This is a genomic window from Mucilaginibacter psychrotolerans (genome assembly GCF_004519315.1).
Classification (GTDB): Bacteria; Bacteroidota; Bacteroidia; order Sphingobacteriales; family Sphingobacteriaceae; genus Mucilaginibacter; species Mucilaginibacter psychrotolerans.
The window spans coordinates 47,453-68,162 of the sequence record NZ_SOZE01000019.1 but is presented as its reverse complement, the minus strand read 5'-3'; the positions used below and the strand labels follow the sequence as shown (position 1 = coordinate 68,162).

Below are 20,710 nucleotides of genomic sequence, written 5' to 3'. Positions count from 1 at the left end.
ATTTGCATTCTACACCCTTATTATGTCGCAATGATACCTTTGCTATGTGGTTTTAGGTTGGTAATTTTAAGCAACAAAAAACTTAAAAACATGACCGAAACAAAACCAAGCTCCAAAGGAGCCTTAATTGCTGGCTGGATTATCAGCGGACTGATTACAGCCTTTTACCTGTTTGATGCCATTAGCAAAATAGTTAAAGAAAAGCATTCGGTAGACGCCAGCGTTGCACTTGGCTGGCCGGCAGAACATATCCCCACCATTGGGATTATACTTTTGGCCTGCACCATTCTTTACGCTATACCACGCACCTCCGTTTTAGGCGCAGTATTAATTACAGGATACCTGGGCGGCGCGGTTGCTGTTATGATGCGTACATCAGGACAGCCTTATTTGTTCCCATTTATATTTGGCGCGCTAACCTGGGCGGGAATCTATTTGCGCAATACAAAATTGCAAAAGCTGGTAAAGGGCGACTAATTGTTGTGCAGGTATGCAAATTACATATATGCGGATGAATCGTAAAGATGGGGTGCTCCAACTACCGTTTTACGATTGCAGCGGTCGATTCATTCTCCTCTAAATCAACAGCCCTAACGGTCAATCTGACCTTAGGCCAGGCTTGCCCCTCAATGGGTTGCCAGGTGGTTAGAGGCGTAAAAGCTATGCGCTGCCCTTTGCAATAGATATCGTAGCCCAGGATGTTTTTGTTATCGTGGGCGGCAATCCAGCTTAAATGCTTTTTATTGCCGCTACCGGTCAGCTTCAGGCTTTTCGGTCCAGTGGGCGGCTGCTTATCCGGGTTGAGTCGATTAGTGCAGTTGATGAACGCACGCAGTACATGGTAGGTACCTTTCCAAATCTGCCCCTTGAGGGCAAGCTTGTATTCCGGTTGTTTATCCAGGCCGCCCTGGTACCAGTCGCCGTGCTCGTGGTCTATCAGGTAGGTTTGGGTGTAGGTCCAAAGCTTGTAGAATTTCTGACCGTATTGCAGGCTATCCTTCGGGTACAGGTCATCGAACATCAGTAAAGTATTCAGCCCCTCGGCTTGTGCCCACCAGTTTTTGGTATCGGCTATGATGGTGATGCCAGGCTTATCCTTAAAATTGTAGCTCTCATCGTAAAAACCGCCTACGCTATCGTCCCAGCCGTTTTTCAGGGCATGGTCAACCATACGCTTGGCCACGGCCATGGTCGTTTGGTCGTTTTTAAGGCCGAGGAGGTGCGATGCTTCCAGCATGAGATAGGCCGTTTCCACATCGTGGCCGAAGGAAACATGGTCAAGCCCGCGGTGGCTTAGGATATAAGCTTCCGATGAATCGCGGTTGTTTACGGGTGTCCAGTCGGGTAGGAAGAAAAGCGTAAGGTTGCCTTTTGGGGTTACAATCTTGTCGCGAATCAATAGCAACATCTCCTGTAAACGTACCCTAAGCAATCTGTCGGGCCATACCCGGTAAAGCTCGCTGAACGATTCGAGCAGATGGATAGACGTATTCTGATCCTTGTACCCTGTTTCGGCCCGCGATGGGGTTGCTGCCGTGCGGACGATTGGCGTACCATCGCGTTCCATATGCTGGTAGTAGCCCTTATATATTGGGTCGTGGCTATGCTGCTCCAACCAATGGAACTGCTTTATGGCGAGGTTTAATGCACTGGTATCGCCGCTTTGGCGATAGTAAGCGGCAATAGCATAGAGCGCGAAGGAGTTGCCATACGCCTCCTTAGGTGCAAAGCTGCCGGGCTTGGGCTTCCCTTGCCTATCGGTATAAGTGTAAAAGCCGCCGTACTGCTTATCCCACAAAACATCCCGCAGGAATTTATAGCCTTGCGCCGCGCCTTCATGGTAGTATTTTACCGATGGATATAGCTCTGCCGCCCTGGCGTTGCTCCATACATGGCGGGCCTGGGTTACTATCATTTTATCCTGGTTGCCCGTCGGTTTAAAATCATAAGTAAAGCTACTCAGGAAGCCGCCGTAAAGTGTATCGATAGCGGCAGGGTACCATGGCTTCAGCAGTTCGTTTACCATCGACTTTTTCATCTCGCGGTAAACCTGCGGGCGACTAGTGCCGGCAGTGGTTTGTGCGTTGGCAACCTTGCCTATCAGCATCAAGCCAAGTGTGGCGCAGGCGATTTTTTTAAAATTAACAGATGCCATACGCTTATTTCTTGTTCAGCAGATGGTCGGCAGCCAGTACCAGGAATAAATAATCAGAGGTGCCGCCGCCCAACACGTATTCGCCCTGTTGCCACAAGTAGGGCCATTTCAGCAATTCCGGGAAATCGGGGCGGATAAGGGCGGTGCCCGATGCACTGCCGCCTGGTATGTACGACCAATCTGCCCGATTGAAGCCATACGCCGTAGTCATAGATCTTGCGCCTACACCCGAAATGAACGACGAGGTGTTGGAGCCCGGGTGGCAGCCTAAAATAAAGTTGATGGAATTGAGCATGTATTCGTCGCTGAACACCGACGGGAAATTGGCGCAAAGGAAATATTGCCTGTATCCAAAGTTTTGGATGCCCCAGCCTGCGCCCCAGATATTGGGTTCGTAAGGCACGCCATAAGGTGTCTTCTTGCCTTGCAGCTGTATATCGGCATACATTTTTTTAACGGCAGCGGTAATGGCTTCGGTGTAGCCGGCGTTGTTAACGGCCTTTAGCGTACGACCCACCATCCAGCCGGTGTTGCCGATTCGCTGCGTGATCATGTCTTTATTCTTCACCAAAAAGTCGGCATATTTCCGGTCGCCGGTGGTCAGTAATAGCTCCACTGCCAGGGGTACAAAGCGGCCAATGTTTTTATCCTCGGTTTTGTTCCAAACCTCGGTTGCAATTTGCAGGCATTGAGTTGCCAGGGTATCATTATAGCCTTTCATTACGCGGCTGGCTGCTGCCAATGCAACGGCGGTTTGCAACGTGCGGCCGGTATTTTCTTCGGTGAAAACCCAGCGGTCATCTGCCGGGGCCGGCTTGTTCAATATGGCATTCGTGTTGGTGCCATTGGTTTTGTAGGCAACGTTATCGGTAAGGCTGGCTGCATCGCCCAGCAAAACGTACTGGCGGATGGTGGGCTCTATAATGCCGCGGTAAAACCTGCCCATGGCCTTGTAGCCGCCGGTAATACTCAGCAGGCCATGCTCAATTTGCTGCAGAACGTCGGGCTTGCCATCGGGCTGCTGTATCTCTACGATATGGTTGTTTTGGTCGATCGTAGTGTTATCGTAATCAACGTGAAACTCCTCGTAAGCCAGCGTAAGCCCGTGCACGGTTTCGGCTTGCGATTCTACGCGGATATCGAAGTCGCCGGCATCATGCCAGGCACCTTGGTTAAGAAACGGCACGTTATCGCCCGGCTTGAATTTGGTAAGGGTAGAGTGCCCCTGTATGTAGCCATCGAAATGGTTAGAATCGATTGGCGCCATGCGGGCATCATCCATATGGCACAGGCCATGCCACACGCGGTATTTATCGTTCACACGCATATGGCACATCTGGGCTGGCAAAAAATACTCCAGCGTAGGCTGCCAAACATCATTGGTGAAAACCGTGCTGCTTATCTGGAAAGGCTCGCTTTGGTAATTGCCATACTTCACCACATACATACCCGGATTTTTTACCGAACTGAAATCGAAACGGAGGTAGTGGTAGCGTAAAAAGTTGCCCCACTCGGTGGCCGACTGCTTAAGCACGGCCACCAGACCACCGTTTTCGCTTACGCGAAGCAGCGATACGGGTTGTTTTTGGGTATCGTGCTTATCCAATTCTATCACCGCAATTTTCTGCTGATTGGGATGGTAGCCCACCTGTGATACCTGCACCACCGGAGGCGAAAGCCAGTTTTTGATGGCATTCGGCGTAACCAGCCACTCTATAGCGCCTTTAGTGGCACCTTTAGCTATGAGCGACCGCACCACAAACCAGCCGTTGTTGTGCTTGCTGCGGCCATCCAACAGTTGCAGTTTATCGCCGTTAAGGCTTTGGATCACCATACGCTGGGCATCCGCCTCAGGCGCTATGATGAGTTTTTTGCCGCTGGCGATGGGCGCCGTTTGATAATCGCCATCATTATCTTTCACCATCTGGCTGTTCGATTGCAGCGGGAAAATGCCGAACTGGCTATCGGCATAGTACGATTTGCCGAACAATATCCCCGGGAACAACTCGATATTGAAACCCACCTTGCCAATCCAGGCATCGGGCAGGGGTTTATCCAGGTCTACGATTATCTTGAAGGCATTACCCACAGGCAGCACGCGAATGTTGTAAGCGAAGTTAAGGTCGGGATAGATGATGGGATTGAACCCTTTGCGGTTAATATCGTTGTTGGGGTATTCCATGCGCACGCTAATTTCCTGCGTGGCTTTATTGATTACCCGCTTGCCCACTTTGGGCGTAGGCGACCATTGGCCCGGCGTAGGTTCAAGCCGCAAATCGCCGTTGGTGGCCACGCGCTGCCCGTTCTGGATAATGCCGACGCCGCCTTGATGCCCTTCGGGGTAAAAATCGTGCGCCAGCATTACGTTTACGCTGCCGTACTCCAGGTATTCCTGATTGTTGAGTACCATGCCGACTTTTTTTGCGGTTTGCGCGTTAGCAATAGGGTTGAAGGCAACGCAAAAGATGCCCGCCGCGAGGAGTACAAACTTGATTTTCATAATAACCTGGGATGGGCGGGATATGGTCATTAGCCGCCACCGTAAAATTAGCGCATGAGCCGATGCGCCAATGGCAGTATTTGATTGTTTTATACAAATAATGTTAAAAAACAGGCAGTGTTACCGCTTTCAGCACGATTTAGCAGCGTAAATAATCCCACGTAAATATATTTAGCGGTTTGCGCAGAAGTTTACTACTTTTGCAATCCTAAAAAAGATACGGAGAGGTGTCTGAGTGGTCGAAAGAGCACGCCTGGAAAGTGTGTATACGCCAAAAGTGTATCGAGGGTTCGAATCCCTCCCTCTCCGCGAATTCATACGAAAAACGCCTTAAATGATGCATTTAAGGCGTTTTTGTTTCTTGGAACATCCAAAATATTCAATAAATTACATTCTTCTGGTGACCTATTAAACATCAATTGTGACAAGTCACCCAAAATACTAAGCCCATTCGCTCCGAAAGTTTTTTGTTCGACAACTAACAAACCAGCTGCTATACCCGCTTGAAAGGATCTCAAATATTTTTCCGAGTTTTAATAAACCGCGTTAATTTAACACGGCATTACTATAAATATGGTACTCGCCCGGGGCCATGTCTATTGTATAAGGCAAAGTAACATTGATGGTGGCTCCTGTCATATAATCATACCAGGTACCTGCACTGGGGAACGCCAATGTAGCTGACTGGGTGTTTACATCGAAATTTCCGGCTACAACTACATTAAGGCCGCCTGTGCCCGTTAAATAGGCCGTTTTAACAGAGCCTGCGGCATTATAGCTGATGGTGGAAGTGGCGAATACGGAATTTTTGATCTTCATTTTAATCAGCTTTGCAAATGTTGCATACAGTTTATGGCGCAAAGGATCATTGTTATATTCCCAATGAATGGGCTTTTCACCGGTGCGACCGTTTTGATCGATACTGACATCGTAGCCCACCTCGCCAAATTGCCAAACCATTTTTGGACCCGGAGCAGTAAATAAAAAGGCAGCAGCGGCTTCCTGCCGAGCTAAGGCTGTTGCTAAGTTTTTTACATTATAACTTCCCGATGAATTACCATACTGCAGGTTTTTGTACATCAGGCGTTCTTCATCGTGGCTTTCCATGTAGCTCACTATATTATCCGGTTGGGTAAAGCCGGTATGGTTACTATAATATAACCTTGCAAAGTTAGAGGTTGGTACATACCCCATTGTAGCTTCGTTGAAGTTATAATTGAGATTGCTCCAAAACATCATGCCGTTATCGGCTAACTCTTTCTCCTCGCGGTCGCTTCCAAAAAATTCCAGAATATTATAAAAGTTATTGTTGTCGATGCTTTTAATGTAGTTGTTGTATTCGTTCCAGATGGCAACGCGCGAAGCATCGTAAGCCGCAAATGAAGCATCATCGCTGCTTACCCTTTCGGTAAAACCTTTCGCCAGGTCAAAGCGGTAGCCATCAATCTTATATTGCTGCATGTAAAACTTAATTACATTTTTAGCGAAGTATTTTGTGGCAGCACTTTCATGGTTAAAATCGTACCCAACATTGTAGGGGTGGGTTGGGTTCACATTGAACCATGGGCTGTTGCTTGTTGGCTTATTTGTTGCTTTATCAAAGTAAAGCTGCACCATTGGCGACTGCCCGAAGGAATGGTTGAGCACCATATCCAAAATAACGGCCATACCGCGCGAGTGGCATTCGTCTATCAATGCCTTAAGGTCATTTTTAGTGCCGTAATATTTGTCGACAGCAAAATAAAACGAGGGATTATATCCCCAGGATAAATTGCCTTCAAACTCGTTCACCGGCATCAACTCAATTGCGTTTACGCCCAGGTTGCTCAAGTAATTCAACGTATCTTTTATGGTTTTATAGCTATGGGTGCCCACAAAATCGCGCACGTGTAATTCATAAATTACCAGTTTGTTTTTGTCGGGGCGGGTGAAAGTGTTGTTTTTCCAGGTATAAGACGGCTGGTTGGCTTGCATTACACTCACTATGCCGGTTTGCCCTGCCGGATAGGCCTTTAAACCGGGATATACTGTTGCAGGGATGTACTTGTCATTATCCGGATCCAATACTTTCTCACAATATGGGTCGGCTACTTTAAGGTTGCCATCAACCAGGTACTGGTAAGCATATTCCTTGCTGGCATCCAGGTTATCAATTTGTACCCACCAGTTGTTACCATCGGGGGTAACAGACATGGTTGTGGGAGCCCAATTATTAAACTCACCTATTACCGCCATTGATGTTTTGCCGGGTGCATAAATATTAAATATGGCCGATGTGCCCGAATTGATGTAGGTTACTCCATCGCCTGCGCCTGCGGGCAAGTCTTTGCCGTTTGTAACCGGCGGGTTAACCACGCCCCCACCGCCCGGCGGAGTAGGGCCTACATTTTTCTTACTGCAACTTACGGTGCTAAATAGCAACCCAATAATCCCCGTTAATAAAATAATCCTTCTCATAGTTATGTGTTTTTGCCAACCGCTTAGCCGGGTAGTAAATGTTTATTATTGCCTGTATAAAATATATGCTGTAGTTGCCGGAATGCTAACGGAACCGGACGCCTTACCCAGTCCGCGCTCGTTCACCCGCTCGCCGTTGGCAACTATTACCCAGTTACCGGCGGGCAAGGTTAATACTTGTTCGGTTGCACCTCCATTAAGTGCTACCAGGATAGATCTCCAACTATCACCATTGGCATTATCATTTAAGGTGTAGGCGATCAAGCTCTCGTTAGAAGTGCTTTCGAAATTCAAATGCTTGCGTATCATTTGCGCCGTTGGCATCCGAAAAGCCGGGTGACTTTTTCGCAGCGCCACCAAGCCGCTGTAATAGTTGAAAACAGATTTATATATAGCTTTTCGGTGCCAGTCTATCCGGTTAATACTGTCGGGCGATTTATAGGAGTTGGCTACGCCATATTTTGTGCGCAAAAATTCCGCTCCGGAATGAAGGAAAGTTACCGCTTGCGCAGTTAATACGGCGGTATTGCTAAGTTTGTCCATTTTAATGAGCTGTGCTTCGCTGCTACCCGGATTGCCAATCTTCAACCGGTCAAATAATGTATTATCATCATGGCAGGATGCATAACTGATTGCTTGCCCGGGTTGCGCCGCCCATGGTGATTTGGAATAATTTACCGCCTGGTAATTGAGCTGAGGGTGTTGTACTGCCCCTGCAATGCCAAATTTAACACTCTCGGCGGTACCTGCCTGGCCACTCACAAAACCCTTGGCTTTTACATCGCTGAAACCGCCTTTCAACCCGTCGCGCATATCGTCGCCAAAGGCGGCAATCTGGTGCAGCTGCGCCGTATGGGCCTTGGTTGCACGCAGGCTGTCGGGCAAAACGCTGTCGCCAGCAGTCCAGCCTTCGCCATAAATAAATATTGATGGATCGTATTTGTGCAGCGCATCGCTTAATTCATTCATCGTCGCAATATCATGCACGCCCATAAGATCGAACCTGAAACCATCCAGATGGTATTCTTTGGCCCAGTATAACACAGATTCGATCATGAATTTACGCATCATGGGCCGCTCGGATGCGGTTTCGTTACCACAGCCGGTGCCGTTAGAATATTGGCCAGATGCTGTTTTGCGATAGTAGTAGCCAGGAGCAAACTGGTTAAAAACCGAGTGTTCGGTATCGTTGGTATGATTGTACACCACATCCAACACCACCCGCAGGCCGTTCGCGTGCATAGCTTTCACCATTTGCTTAAACTCGCGGATACGTACATTGCCGTTATAAGGGTCAGTAGCGTAACTTCCTTCGGGCACGTTATAATTTTGCGGATCGTATCCCCAATTGTACTGGGCACTGGCTGGCTTAGTTTCATCTACCGTAGCAAAATCAAAAGAAGGCAGCAAATGCACATGGGTTACGCCCAATTCCTTCATATGGCTAAGCCCGGTAGCTAATCCATCGGGGCTTTTAGTACCAACCTCCGCAAGGCCTAAAAACTTGCCTTTATTCTTGATGCCCGAGTTAGGGTCGACTGAAATATCGCGTACGTGTGTTTCGTAAAGTATAATGTCGGTAAAGTTCTTCAATGGGGGCCGCTTATCGTTTGCCCAGTCGGCGGGGTTGGTCTCACGTAAATCAACAACCATGCCTCGCTTACCGTTAACACCTACCGCTTTGGCATACATATCCGGAACTTCTAACAGCCAGTGGCCATCCTGCATAACCTGGAAGGTATAGTAGCGGTTCCTGATATCTTTTGTTATGCTTGTAGCCCAGGTGCCATTACCTTTTTTTTCCAGGTTTATGGTTTGCAGAACTTCACCGCCTTGCCCATGGGCATATAAACGCAATTTTACAGCTGTAGCTTGTGGAGCCCAAACTTTAAAAGTGGTTTTTGCGGGCGAGTAGATAACGCCCAGATCGGTACCGTTGTAAACCGGATAAACAGGGTCGGGATCTTTAAATGCAGTGGTAAAAATCAGCAATGCAAACGCGCCATAAAACTTCAATTGCTTCATCTGTTATTACTTTTTAGCGTACTTAATGTCTTTCCCGTCCTGCACGTAAATAACCGAAATTGCTGCGCAAAGCATAATAATGCCGGCCAGCACCAGTGCGTAGATAGATTGTCCACCGAAAAGGTTTTTAACGATCCATCCGCCAAAAAAACCGTTTATTATCTGCGGGAAAGTGATAAAAAAGTTAAAGATGCCCATATAAACCCCCATCTTTTTAGCCGGAATAGAGCCGGAAAGTATGGCATACGGCATTGCTAAAATACTTGCCCATGCCAGGCCTATACCTACCATACTAATGATGAGCATGTATTGATTTTGTACAAAAAAAATGGAGATAAGCCCCAGCCCCCCAGCCGTAAGCGACAGGGAATGTGCCAATTTGCGGCTTGTTGCACGTGCAATAGCCGGAAGGCACAAAGCGTATAGCGCAGAAACGCCGTTATAAACGCCGAACATCAGGGTTACCCAATCGCCGGCTTTGGCTGCATTTACAGAAGTGGTGTCTTTCAGGTCGACGTGGAAAACGTGCGAGGCGATAGCCGGTGAGGCAAACACCCACATGGAGAACAAAGCAAACCACGAGAAGAACTGCACCAATCCTAATTGGCGCATGGCAACGGGCATATTTTTAAAATCTTTGACGATTTCGCCCAGGCCCTGCTTTTGTTCTACTTCTGTCCCTTCCGGATGGAATTTGGCATACTCGGCGGGTGAGTATTCTTTTGTGCGAAGTACTGTCCAAAGCAGGCAAACGATCATTACCACAGCACCAACGTAAAAAGAATAGATTACGTTTGGCTGTACATGACCGGCAGCTGCCGTTTGAGTGCCCATGAAATGGCTGATTGCCCATGGAAGTACAGAGCCGGTAACGGCACCCAAGCCAATTAAAAAAGTTTGGATAGAAAAGCCTAAACTGCGCTGATTATCGGGCAAGTTATCGCCTATAAGTGCTCTGAAAGGCTCCATGGCAACGTTAAAAGAAGCATCCATGATCATCAGGATGCCCGCTCCCACCATTACCGGCGGAAGAAACATCAGCAGCGCGGCGTTGGGCATAAATAGCAGGGCAAGTGCCGATAGGATACCGCCGGTTAAAAAATACGGTTTACGCCGGCCCAGGCGGTTCCAGGTACGATCGCTATAATGGCCAATAATGGGCTGTACAATCATGCCCGTAACAGGCGCTGCCAGCCAAAAAAGCGATAAGTGCTCTACGTTGGCACCAAAGCTTTGTAATATACGCGATGCGTTACCGTTTTGAAGCGCAAAACCAAACTGGATCCCCAAAAAACCGAAGCTCATATTGAAGATTTGCCAGAAAGATAATTGCGGGCGTTCTACAGCCTTTTGCGCATTTACAATTGGCTGTTCCATAATAGTTTCTTTTAAAGCTGTCATTTGCTTAGTTCGATAATTAGTGTGGTTTTAGCCGGTATAGATAACTGCTTTAAAGTGGCTATTTCCTCGTTAGTTATGACATTGATGCCGGTATTGAACCCGGCCATGCGTTCTGTAAAATAATCGGTGTTCAGCACAGCCTCCTTTTCGTTGCCGTTGTAGGCAATCATTACGGTTTTCTGTGCATCGTACCTAAAATACGTGTAGATACCGTTACGCGGGATGTACTGCTGGAGTTTACCGGTTTGCAGGGCTGCGGTATTTTTGCGATAGTTAGCCAGCGTGCGCACGTAGTTAAAAGCTTCGTTCTCTTGTGCGTTACGACCCTCTGCGGTAAATTTATCTTTCTTGTCACCAGCCCAACCACCCGGGAAATCCTCGCGCACCAAACCATCCGGGTTTGAGTAACCCTTCATCAATATTTCGTCGCCATAATACATTTGCGGCACGCCGCGCATGGTGAGCAACATGGCAATGCCAGATTTAAACTTTGTGAAGTCTTCGCCAACCACCGAGTAAAAACGGCTCATATCGTGGTTGTCTAAAAAGATAGTATTGCGGGTAGCGTCCTGGTACATAAAATCCTGCGCTACGATATTGTAAAGCCGGTTTACACCATCTGTCCAACCCTCTTTACCGTTCAGTGCCTCCGTAATCGCATCTTTTATTTGTGCATCAGTAATGCCCGGCAGTTGTGTGTCAAAACCGCGGTTTACCGTATTGCCTTGTGTAAAATATGCCTGATTAGCTACCGACCATACCAGTGTTTCGCCAAATATGGAAAGGTGCGGAAACTCAGATTTTAATTTTTTCGCCCAATCCGCCATGTAAACCGGGTCGTTATATGGGTATGTATCTAAACGAAGCCCATCTATTCCGGCATATTCTACCCACCAGATATGGTTTTGGGTAAGGTAATTTTGCACATAAGGATTTGTTTGGTTTACATCGGCCATCCGCTTATCAAACCAGCCATCCAGCATTTGCTTTCTGTCTGCAGCGGAACCATGCGGGTCCATCACGGCAGCATCTCTGAAGTTTGAGTTGGTATATTTTGGCCATTGATGCACCCAGCTTTTCATCGGCATATCCTGTATCAGCCAGCTTTCTGTGCCAATATGATTGTGCACCAGGTCCTTTATAACCTTTAAGCCCAATTGATGGCTTTTTGCCACATAGGTTTTAAACAAATCGTTTGTACCGAAGCGGCGGTCGATATGGTAATAATCGGTTACGGCATAACCATGGTATGATGCATGCGGTTCGTCGTTCTCTATTTCCGGAGTCATCCAAAGGGCTGTTACACCCAAATCTTTCAGATAGCCCAAGTGGTTAATTAATCCCTGTATATCTCCGCCGTGCCTGGAATACATCGAATCGCGATGCAGGCCTGTCTCCAGCATTCCGGGTACCACATCGTTTGTTTGGTCGCCATTAGAAAAACGATCTGGCATCAACAGGTATATCAGGTCTTTATTGGTTACGCCCTGCGCCCAATCGGTACCTTTATTACGTTGTTTAAGCTCGTAGGTATAAACGAGATCTTTTTTCCCTGCTTGTTTAAACACGATCGGAAATTTACCAGGCCTGGTAGCCGCGTTAACTGAAAGGTCGAGAAACAGGTAATTGGCATTCTCTACTTTATGCACGGCTGATAGCTTCACGCCCGGATAATTCAAACTGACCGTTTTACCGGATATCTGATTACCATGCACAATAAGCTGTACTTTAGGGTTTTTAAAACCTACCCACCAAAAAGCGGGCTCCACCCTTTCCAGAGCCGGAATTTGCGCGAGCAGGCTGCCCGACAGCAGTGAAAATGCCAGTGTTATTTGTAACCTTAATTTCATATATCGACTAATTATATACCCGGGTAAACCCAAAAAATTGTTAAAAAACAAAATGGCCGGTGCTTATTTGTACACCGGCCATTGTATTTTTTATTGTTTCACTAAGGTGTACGCGGCAGTTTTGTTATCTGTGCCAATTGGCGTAAAAGTAAATTTATACGTTCCGGTTGCCGCAACGGGGATATCATTTGAATCGCTTGATGCTAAGGTTGCACCGTCTGCGCCTACTTTTGGCACACCGTAGCTGGTACCCCAGTCGTGGTTTTTCCTCACTTTAAAATGCCCTGTAGACACCAGCGGGATAAGAATCTCCCAGGTATTGGTGCCGTTGTTGTATTTCATGTCGGTATCGGTACCCCAGCCGCCGGCTGTAGCATCGCCAATAACACTATAGTAAGCCGCCACCGGTTCAATGGTGATGGTGTTTGCATTTAAATCAACGGTCAACTGGTACTGGCCGGCACCCGGTGCTGCAAAGTCGCTGCCGCTGGTGCTTATTTTGTTGCCGCCCGCTGTGCCGTATGCTACGTCCCATTTCTTTTGAGGCGTAACCTTAAAGCCCAAATTACCCGGTGTGAAATTGATGATACCGGTATAAATGCCGTTACCTGTTGGCGACTGCAAGCTGTCTGCTGTTGGTGGGTTCCAGCCTTGGTATGCGCCGGGTACATAAATGTAAGAAACCAGTGCAAATGGCGTAGCAGTAACGGTAACAACATTTGAGTAAGCCAATCCTTCGGTTGCTGTTGAACTAAGAGCTGATTTGACACGCATCTCTAATTGCGCCGGTGTACCGGTTGGTAAATTGAAAGATAGCAATAAATTATTGAAATCCTTAACTGTATAACTCTTGCTAAGCGCTCCTGTCGGCAGAGCTACCTCAGTAGGTGAAGCGAAGGCCGTGCCTTTAACGGCTATTTGCAGGGAATTAGTGGCCGCCGAATTATAGCCATACTTTTGCGCAGTAGCGGTAATGGTAATAGCCGTAGCCGTTAAATTAGATTTTGACAATACCGGCGTTGTTGTAGAAGCGGTTAAAGCACCGCCTGTTGCAGGCTGAGCTACGGTGCGCACTTCGTCTTTTTTGCAGGAAGCCAGTACCAAAATGGCCATGCAGCTAAAAGCTAAAAATCTGGTAATTAATGTTTTCATTTTTTTATACTTATTTAAATGTATTTATAAATAACAGTAGCGCAGGCCCGGTATAGCCGGGCCTGAGTAAGCCCTTAATAGCCCGGGTTTTGTTTTAATGTAGGGTTGGCTGTAATATCGTCTGTAGGGATAGGGTAAATATTCCTGAAATCCTCAACACTTTTACCACCGGCAACACCACCCTTAAATGGCCACAGATAAGATGCGGTTGTAAACCTGCCGTAACGAACCAAATCTGTACGGCGGAAGCCTTCCCAGTAAAGCTCACGTGCCCTTTCGTCTAAGATAAAATCAAGCGAGATAGTTGTAACATTGCCGCTGGTATTGCCATAGGCACGGGTACGGATTTTGTTTACGTAGTTTACTGCGGTAACCAAATCACCACCAGCACCACCCCTTAGTACTGCTTCTGCATAAATTAAGTACATTTCTGATAGCCTGAATAAAGGGAAATCCACATCAGAGAAATCGAGGCTCTGACCTGCTGCACCTGAGCGGTTTACATTGCGGTATTTGGTAACGGCAAATCCATCAGTAAATGCACTTTGATCTTTAATCTCGAGGTTTTGGCCATTGGTATAAAACTGGGCGCGCTTATCTGCGGCACCTGTATAATCGGGGAACAAGTTTGGCAGGTTTTTAGTAGTGCGCGCACCGCCCCATCCGCCACTGATACCAAAATTACTTGCAGACTCTGACCCGCCGACAGGGGCGTGCGTTAAAAACGTAGTGCCTCCATAGCTTTGTGTGCGTAAACCATCGTAGTTTATGGTAAAGATATTTTCGCTAGTGTTTTGATTGTTGTCGGCAAGCATTATCCATTGATAATTGCTGATTAATGAGTAGCCAGCATTAATTACTTTGCTTGAATACGTAATTGCATCATCATAGTGCTTGGTGCCGGTGTACACTTCGGCATTTAAGTATAAGCGCGCTAACAGGGCCCAGGCTGCTGCCTGATCGGCGCGACCGTACTCATTAGCTTTTGGCGGTGCCAAAGTAGGTTCGATTGCTTTTAATTCCGATTCAACATAGTTGAACAGTGCTTTGCGGTCGGCTTGTTTTGGTACTGTTACACCAATAAGGTCAGTTTCGGTAACCAATGGTGTGCTTCCGTAAATATCCATCATCACCCAGTACTGAAAAGCCCTTAAAAAACGAGCCTCTGCGCGATACTGGCGAATTTTATCTGCATCTGCGCCCGAAATACCACGACTGCTCAACTGATCATCTGCAGACTGCCTGATGAAATCATTGGCCAGCGTAACCTGGTATAAACTGCGGTAGTACAAGCCTTTTAAAAAAGGGTTAGCGGCAGACCAGTTCATGTTGTGAAAATCCTGAATACCTACATCTCCCCAGGCAATAACGGCCTCATCTGTACTCAACTCCTGCGCTTTCCAAAAAAGGCGTAAAAAATCAGATGTGCCTTCATCAATGCCTTGTACGTCGCCATTGCCCGCAGGGCCCTGGTTGCCTGTTAAGGCAAAAGAACCATAAACTTTGGCAAATGCTTGTTTGTAACCCGCAGGCGTAGCATAAACGGTGGCTGATGTAATTTCGTTAGTTGGCAGCAGATCGAGTTTATTTGTACACGAAAACATGCTGCCGGTTAGTATTGCAATGGCAAATACTTTTAAAAATTTCTTTTTCATATTGCTTATTATTAGCGGTATAGCTTACTATACTAATGATTAAAACTTAAGATTCAAGCCTAACACGTAGGTGCGCGGGCGGGGATAAATATTGTTATCAATACCGCCATTCACTTCGGGGTCAACACCTTTATATTTGGTAATGGTAAATACGTTTTGCACGTTACCGCTCAGGCTAAGCTGCGTTGAACCGCCCAACACTTTACCAAAGTTATAGCCAAGGCTTGCGTTATCCATTTTTAGGAAAGAGGCGTTTTGAATATAGTAGTCAGATAAAACATTTTTATCATTGCCACCTATCAAGCCACTTTCCAATAAATTGGTTGAACCATTGTTCAAATAACCAAGCGGGTTAAGTATACTGCGCTGTACACCGGTGCTGGAAAACACATTGTTGTATGCATAATTCCCCACGTTAGCACGCATCACTACGCTAAGGTTGAAGTTTTTATAGCTAACGTTACTGGAGAAACCGAATATGTATTTTGGATCGGGCTGTTTGTACAGGTAAAGGTCTTTATCGTTAACAGAGCCATCGCCGTTACGGTCAACGTAAACGTTATCCAAAGGCTTGCCATCGGTACCATAAACCTGCTGGTACACATAATAAGTACCGCGCGGTTGGCCAACAATAAAACGTTGCACACTTGAGCCCGTTCCGCCGGATACGCCGCCGGTTGCTATACCTATACCATTAGGATCATCTACAAATGTTAATTTAGTAACCTTGTTTTGATTGTACGTAGCATTTACGGCAACTTCCCAGTTCACGTCTTTGCTTCTGATTACCTGTGCGCTTAATGATAACTCGATACCTTTATTAGTCATAGTGCCTACATTGGTAACAAATGTGTTTGAGAAACCTGCACCGGCTGCTTGGTTAACAGGTGCCAAAAGGTCTTTAGTTTCTTTATAGTAAGCATCAATACTACCGGTTAAGCGCCCGTTAAGAAAACCGAAATCGATACCTGCGTTAGTGGTTGCGCTTTGCTCCCATTTACGTTTAGGGTCATAAGCAGCAGGGCGGTACAACTGGTAAAAAGTGTTACCGAACTGGTAGGATGCTGTTTGCGAACTTAGCGCATAATACGAGGTATAACCATAGTTAGATAAGCCATCCTGCTGGCCAGTTAACCCGTAACCAACACGCAATTTCAAATCTGATAATACGGTATTATCTTTCAGGAACGATTCTTCTTTTATCTTCCATGCAAATGCACCTGAAGGGAACACGGCAAAACGGTTAAGCGGGCTAAACCTTGATGAGCCATCGCGACGGATAGTTCCCGTTAACAGATATTTGTTTGATACGGTTAAATTTAAACGACCGTAGTAAGACAATAACCTGTTGCGCGGAATATCAAACGGATAGGTAGGGCTGGATACTACAGTGCCGTCTGTTGTAAGGTCGGGGAAATTAGTTACCGTTGTTTTGTAATCGTAATAAGCATAACCTGCAACCGCATCAATACGGGTATCAATGGCGGTAACTTCTTTAACGTAGTTTAAATAACCTTCGAACGTGGTGTTTAGCACCTTGGAGTTGTACTGGTTGTTAACGCCACTATGCAAAACATTGTTGGCATCTTTATATCTCCTGAAACTTGATGCAGCGTAATCCGGCTGAACAATGGTACCCTTACCCTGTGATGCATCGTAACCGAAGTTAACGTTGGCATGCAAATCTGGCAGGAAATGGAGTTTATAATCGAGTTGCAGGTTACCGATACTTCTTTTCACATCGCTTTTATCCTCGCGCTCTTCCAACAAACCCACCGGGTTACGCGGGGCAAGTTGTTTAAGGCCGGTTGCCGATGATGGGTCGCTATCCAGGTATTCAAAATAGCCGCCATAATTGCTGTTGCCAGACAAAACCGGCTTTGTGGGATCGAAACTGATGGCGGCCCCGATGGCTCCCTGATTGGCAAAACGTGCTTTGCTTGCCGAGCCCCTAACGTTCAGATCGATCTTTAAATGGTTATCAAACAACTTAGGAGATATGTTAATCGATGCCGACGCCCTGTTGAGATAACCGGTGCGAAGAATACCTTTTTGATCTAAATAACCAACCGAAACGCGGTAAGGCATGTTTTTTAACCCGCCCGACACGCTTAAGTTGTTATCGTTACTGATAGCCGTTTGATAAATCTCTTTTTGCCAATCGGTATTCTCGGTGCCTAAAAGCCCCTGATAGGTAGCATTTCCGTTAGCTTTTACATACGCACGCAACTGATCTGCAGACAATACGCTAACTTCTTTGGTAAGCGTTGAAGAGGATACCTGGGTATTTACATTGATTACCGGTTTGCCACTTACTCCCCTCTTAGTAGTAATGATAATTACACCATTAGAAGCTCTTGAACCATAGATAGCGGTTGCCGAAGCATCCTTCAATACTGTAAAAGTTTCAATATCGTTAGGGTTGATCAGGGTAAGTGCATTTGGTGCGCCGGCTATGCCATCGTTGCTTAACTGCACGCCATCAACTACTATAAGTGGGTCGTTACTGGCACTTATTGATGCACCGCCACGCACGCGAATGGTACTACCAGCACCCGGGGCACCGCCGTTTGGCGTGATAGACACACCCGCAACCTTACCCGCAATTAGTTGCTCTGGCGAAGTAATGTTACCTGTTTGAAAATCTTTTGAACTTACTGTAGTAACAGAACCGGTAAGATCTTTCTTTTTAACGGTACCGTATCCAATCACCACAACCTCGTTAAGCGATTTTGATGATGGCTGTAACTTGAAATTAACGGTTACCATTGCTGCGCCAACAGAAACGGTTTGGGGGTCTGCCGTGTAGCCAATAAAGCTAGCGGTGAGGGTATAATTCCCGGCTTTTAAACCGCTGATTTTGTAAACTCCCGTGGCATCAGCAGCACCTGCAATAGTGGTGCCCGATACTAAAACGGTTGCGCCAGGTAGGGGTTGATTATTCTCATCTACCACTTTACCGGTGATGCCTCCTGTTTGTGCAAATACCGCATGCGATATTATCAGCACAGTAAAAAGGAGCATAAACTTCTTTAGGTAATTGTTTCTCATTTAATTTAATTGGTTAATAGTTTGAATTCAGTGGTTGGTTTCTAAAGTTCTTCTGTTCATTAGCCTTTCCTAACATTGGTTTCGGGCTCGTTTAAGTTTAAATATTGATTAATCATCAGTAACAATTAGCGCTTAAAAATTTTCAAAAACAGCATATAGCAACGTATCGCGATTACGTGTCGGTTCAGGTTTTGAATTGTGGTTGGGGACATTTCCAGCCAGCAACACAAACGCATAAATATTTGCTAATACGAAGTTATAATTGGTAAAACAGCAAGACCCTACCATGACAGACAGGCTCGGGGCATTGCAACAACACAAAGTAAGGGAGGTAAATTTCGAGTAGCTATTTATTTACAAAAAATTTAATGGAATAGCTTTTTGTTTAAAATTTAATAACTGATAATCAGCTTATTAAAATAATTTAAAATCGAAAAATTTAACGGGTGTAGCACGTTTTTGACAAGAGTCAGGCCAGTTATTATAGCTTCTGACAACAAAAAAAGACCATAAAAACAGCCTTTCGGATTGGCCCTGTTGTTAACCAGCCAAACGTGTAGGGCAATGCAGTAGAATACGGTGCTCATGAACACGATACACGCACTCGCTACATTACGATAAGCTCAGGAGAGGAAGTAGTATAATACTGACTGTAGCTGCGAAGACAGTACAGTTTAAATGTTAGGGCCTGGCATTGATATCAACCGCTTTAATAGCCATGATGCGCTGGTCGAATTCGTCACCATGAATAATTGCTTTCGCTTTGATGCGCATCTTGTAAACGTAGATGGTTTTTTCAGAATACTCCAGTATCTTGGCAATGGCTTCGGTATCGGTTATACCCATACGCATTAATGCAAATATGCGGAGGTCTGTAGTTAGCACCTCATGCTCTTTGGGCCAAATTTGATTCTCTTTCTTAAACAGGGTGTTAAATTCTTCCACAAAGTTTGGGAATATCTTCAGGAACACCTGGTCGAAAGTATTAAACAGCGTTTGCCGCTCTTTTTTAATATTAATGTTGTTGGCCATTAATTGAATGTCATCATACTTGCGCGCCGGGATTTTGGTATCAATAGATCTCTTGATTCGCTCCAGCTGAAGTATGTATCCGGATATCACATTGAAAAAATAACCAATGTAATCTTCCTTGATCTTAGTCCCTTCAATTAGCCTTTGGTTTACCTTTTCAATAATTTTTTCCTTCGCTTTTAGCTTTTTGTTGCGCTTAAAAAGTAAAATCGAGACCCCTATTACCGCTGCTGCTAACACTGTAATGAGGCTTAAGCTTCGGATATAGAGCTTTTCTTCTCGTTCAATAAACAGCAGTTTTTCCGAGGCTACAACGGGTAACAGCGAACCAATCTGTACTTTACGCTGCCTTGCACCATAAAACTCTGCATCGGCCAGGGCATGTTCCAGCGCAACGTATGCATTTTTGATATCGCCTTGCTTGTATAAAATCTCGGCCAGCCAAAATAGTGCAATGGTTTCTTTTGTTGATGAGCGGATATCGCTGATTGTTGCCCTGATAAGCAGCTCAATACTCTTTTCCGGCTGTTGAATATTTTGGTATACATTGCTCAGCGTTGATTCTACGATAGCGTTTTGATGCTCGGTTAGCGTTTTTGAATTAAGCAACCTTTTAAAAATTACTGCAGCTGTGTCGTTTAAGCCGTTTTTGAAATCCTTGTACCCCGATAGATATAGATTGTCGTAAGAATTGGGCTTAGTAAGTGCTATGGCAGAATCTATGTATTTGTTTGCCGTAGCGGTATAAACCGGTGTGTAATGGCGGTCGTTGTTATAGGTAGCGAGATCATAATACGCCCGCATTTTTATGGAATAATATTCCATCCTTACCGTTGAATCCAGAGTTTGCACATGGATTCCCTGCATACTATCAAACGTTTCTTTAAACATGCCCGATGAAAGCAAGATAAAGCCCATTTTTATCTTGCTAAAATCTTCTTTAGACTTATCGTGAAGGGTTTGACTGATCGTCAGCAGCTTGGTAGCATAAACATAAGCCGAATCGTACTGATAGGATTTATATTCATCATAAAGCTTATTGGAAATATTGAACTGGCCCTGCATATCTGCAACAGCCGATTGTTTAAGCTGCTTCTTCAAAGCAGCAATACGTACTTCCTTTTGATGGTCGTAGACATTTTTCTTGCCAAATTCCTTTACCAAATCTCCAAACGAATCGCTTGTATTGGTAGCAGCGAATAATATTGACGGTAATAAAACAAAGGCGAAGAACAAAGTTGCTCTCATAACAGGTTCATGAAGTAATCGTCTTCTGGTAAGATGAATTTTAAACGAAGTTAAACATTTTAAAATTACAAACCAGCCATAACCAACTTGATGAAACAACAACGAATGACATTTTTAGCATTTACAGTAATTATGTTTTTATTCTGTATTTAGTCAACCATGCCATGTTTAAATACCAACCCAA

Annotated in this window: 11 protein-coding genes and 1 tRNA gene; 2 read left to right on the top strand and 10 right to left on the bottom strand. The window is 45.7% G+C overall.

The genetic code is table 11. The features are described from left to right. Positions 1–90: 90 nt before the first annotated feature. A complete protein-coding gene (locus tag E2R66_RS17785; protein ID WP_133233007.1) occupies positions 91–477 on the top strand; it encodes a DoxX family protein in 387 nt (128 codons plus the stop codon). 61 nt (positions 478–538) lie between these two features. Here E2R66_RS17785 and E2R66_RS17780 read toward each other — a convergent pair whose 3' ends face one another. Continuing rightward, positions 539–2,155: an AGE family epimerase/isomerase gene (locus E2R66_RS17780; RefSeq protein WP_204985945.1), complete on the bottom strand. Its 1,617-nt coding sequence runs from the start codon at positions 2,153–2,155 to the stop codon at positions 539–541. Between the two features lie 4 nt (positions 2,156–2,159). Then, positions 2,160–4,655, bottom strand: coding sequence for a glycoside hydrolase family 9 protein (locus tag E2R66_RS17775; RefSeq protein WP_133233004.1), 2,496 nt, complete (start codon positions 4,653–4,655; stop codon positions 2,160–2,162). Between the two features lie 221 nt (positions 4,656–4,876). Here E2R66_RS17775 and E2R66_RS17770 point away from each other — a divergent pair. Beyond that, a tRNA-Ser gene (locus E2R66_RS17770) sits at positions 4,877–4,964 on the top strand. Between the two features lie 237 nt (positions 4,965–5,201). On the opposite strand, the gene E2R66_RS17765 is transcribed toward E2R66_RS17770, so the two are convergent. The 8 genes from E2R66_RS17765 to E2R66_RS17730 form a co-directional block, all read right to left on the bottom strand. After that, entirely contained in the window at positions 5,202–7,112 is a 1,911-nt protein-coding gene (locus E2R66_RS17765; protein ID WP_133233001.1) for an alpha-amylase family glycosyl hydrolase, read from the bottom strand. 45 nt (positions 7,113–7,157) lie between these two features. Further along, positions 7,158–9,137 carry a type I pullulanase gene (gene pulA / locus E2R66_RS17760; RefSeq protein WP_133232999.1) on the bottom strand — a complete coding sequence of 660 codons (1,980 nt, stop codon included), beginning with the start codon at positions 9,135–9,137 and terminating at the stop codon, positions 7,158–7,160. A gap of 6 nt (positions 9,138–9,143) precedes the next feature. After that, on the bottom strand, positions 9,144–10,538 hold the full coding sequence (locus tag E2R66_RS17755) for an MFS transporter (RefSeq protein ID WP_240049343.1): 1,395 nt from the start codon (positions 10,536–10,538) through the stop codon (positions 9,144–9,146). Next, complete coding sequence (locus E2R66_RS17750) at positions 10,535–12,388, bottom strand: glycoside hydrolase family 13 protein (protein ID WP_133232993.1); 1,854 nt, start codon at positions 12,386–12,388, stop codon at positions 10,535–10,537. The genes E2R66_RS17755 and E2R66_RS17750 overlap by 4 nt, the downstream gene beginning before the upstream one ends. 90 nt (positions 12,389–12,478) lie before the next feature. Beyond that, positions 12,479–13,540: a SusE domain-containing protein gene (locus E2R66_RS17745; protein WP_133232990.1), complete on the bottom strand. Its 1,062-nt coding sequence runs from the start codon at positions 13,538–13,540 to the stop codon at positions 12,479–12,481. 74 nt (positions 13,541–13,614) lie between these two features. Next, on the bottom strand, positions 13,615–15,195 hold the full coding sequence (locus tag E2R66_RS17740; protein ID WP_133232988.1) for a RagB/SusD family nutrient uptake outer membrane protein: 1,581 nt from the start codon (positions 15,193–15,195) through the stop codon (positions 13,615–13,617). Between the two features lie 39 nt (positions 15,196–15,234). After that, complete coding sequence (locus E2R66_RS17735; RefSeq protein WP_133232986.1) at positions 15,235–18,246, bottom strand: SusC/RagA family TonB-linked outer membrane protein; 3,012 nt, start codon at positions 18,244–18,246, stop codon at positions 15,235–15,237. Between the two features lie 681 nt (positions 18,247–18,927). Next, a complete protein-coding gene (locus E2R66_RS17730; protein ID WP_133232983.1) occupies positions 18,928–20,526 on the bottom strand; it encodes a DUF6377 domain-containing protein in 1,599 nt (532 codons plus the stop codon). Between the last annotated feature and the right edge of the window lie 184 nt (positions 20,527–20,710).

Bases quoted from the DNA above. Each gene is read 5' to 3' on its own strand.
- E2R66_RS17765 (WP_133233001.1), bottom strand. From the start codon at position 7,112: ATGAGAAGGATTATTTTATTAACGGGGATTATTGGGTTGCTATTTAGC.
- E2R66_RS17740 (WP_133232988.1), bottom strand. From the start codon at position 15,195: ATGAAAAAGAAATTTTTAAAAGTATTTGCCATTGCAATACTAACCGGC.
- E2R66_RS17780 (WP_204985945.1), bottom strand. From the start codon at position 2,155: ATGGCATCTGTTAATTTTAAAAAAATCGCCTGCGCCACACTTGGCTTG.
- E2R66_RS17730 (WP_133232983.1), bottom strand. From the start codon at position 20,526: ATGAGAGCAACTTTGTTCTTCGCCTTTGTTTTATTACCGTCAATATTA.
- E2R66_RS17775 (WP_133233004.1), bottom strand. From the start codon at position 4,655: ATGAAAATCAAGTTTGTACTCCTCGCGGCGGGCATCTTTTGCGTTGCC.
- E2R66_RS17735 (WP_133232986.1), bottom strand. From the start codon at position 18,246: ATGAGAAACAATTACCTAAAGAAGTTTATGCTCCTTTTTACTGTGCTG.
- E2R66_RS17750 (WP_133232993.1), bottom strand. From the start codon at position 12,388: ATGAAATTAAGGTTACAAATAACACTGGCATTTTCACTGCTGTCGGGC.
- E2R66_RS17755 (WP_240049343.1), bottom strand. From the start codon at position 10,538: ATGACAGCTTTAAAAGAAACTATTATGGAACAGCCAATTGTAAATGCG.
- E2R66_RS17785 (WP_133233007.1), top strand. From the start codon at position 91: ATGACCGAAACAAAACCAAGCTCCAAAGGAGCCTTAATTGCTGGCTGG.
- pulA (WP_133232999.1), bottom strand. From the start codon at position 9,137: ATGAAGCAATTGAAGTTTTATGGCGCGTTTGCATTGCTGATTTTTACC.
- E2R66_RS17745 (WP_133232990.1), bottom strand. From the start codon at position 13,540: ATGAAAACATTAATTACCAGATTTTTAGCTTTTAGCTGCATGGCCATT.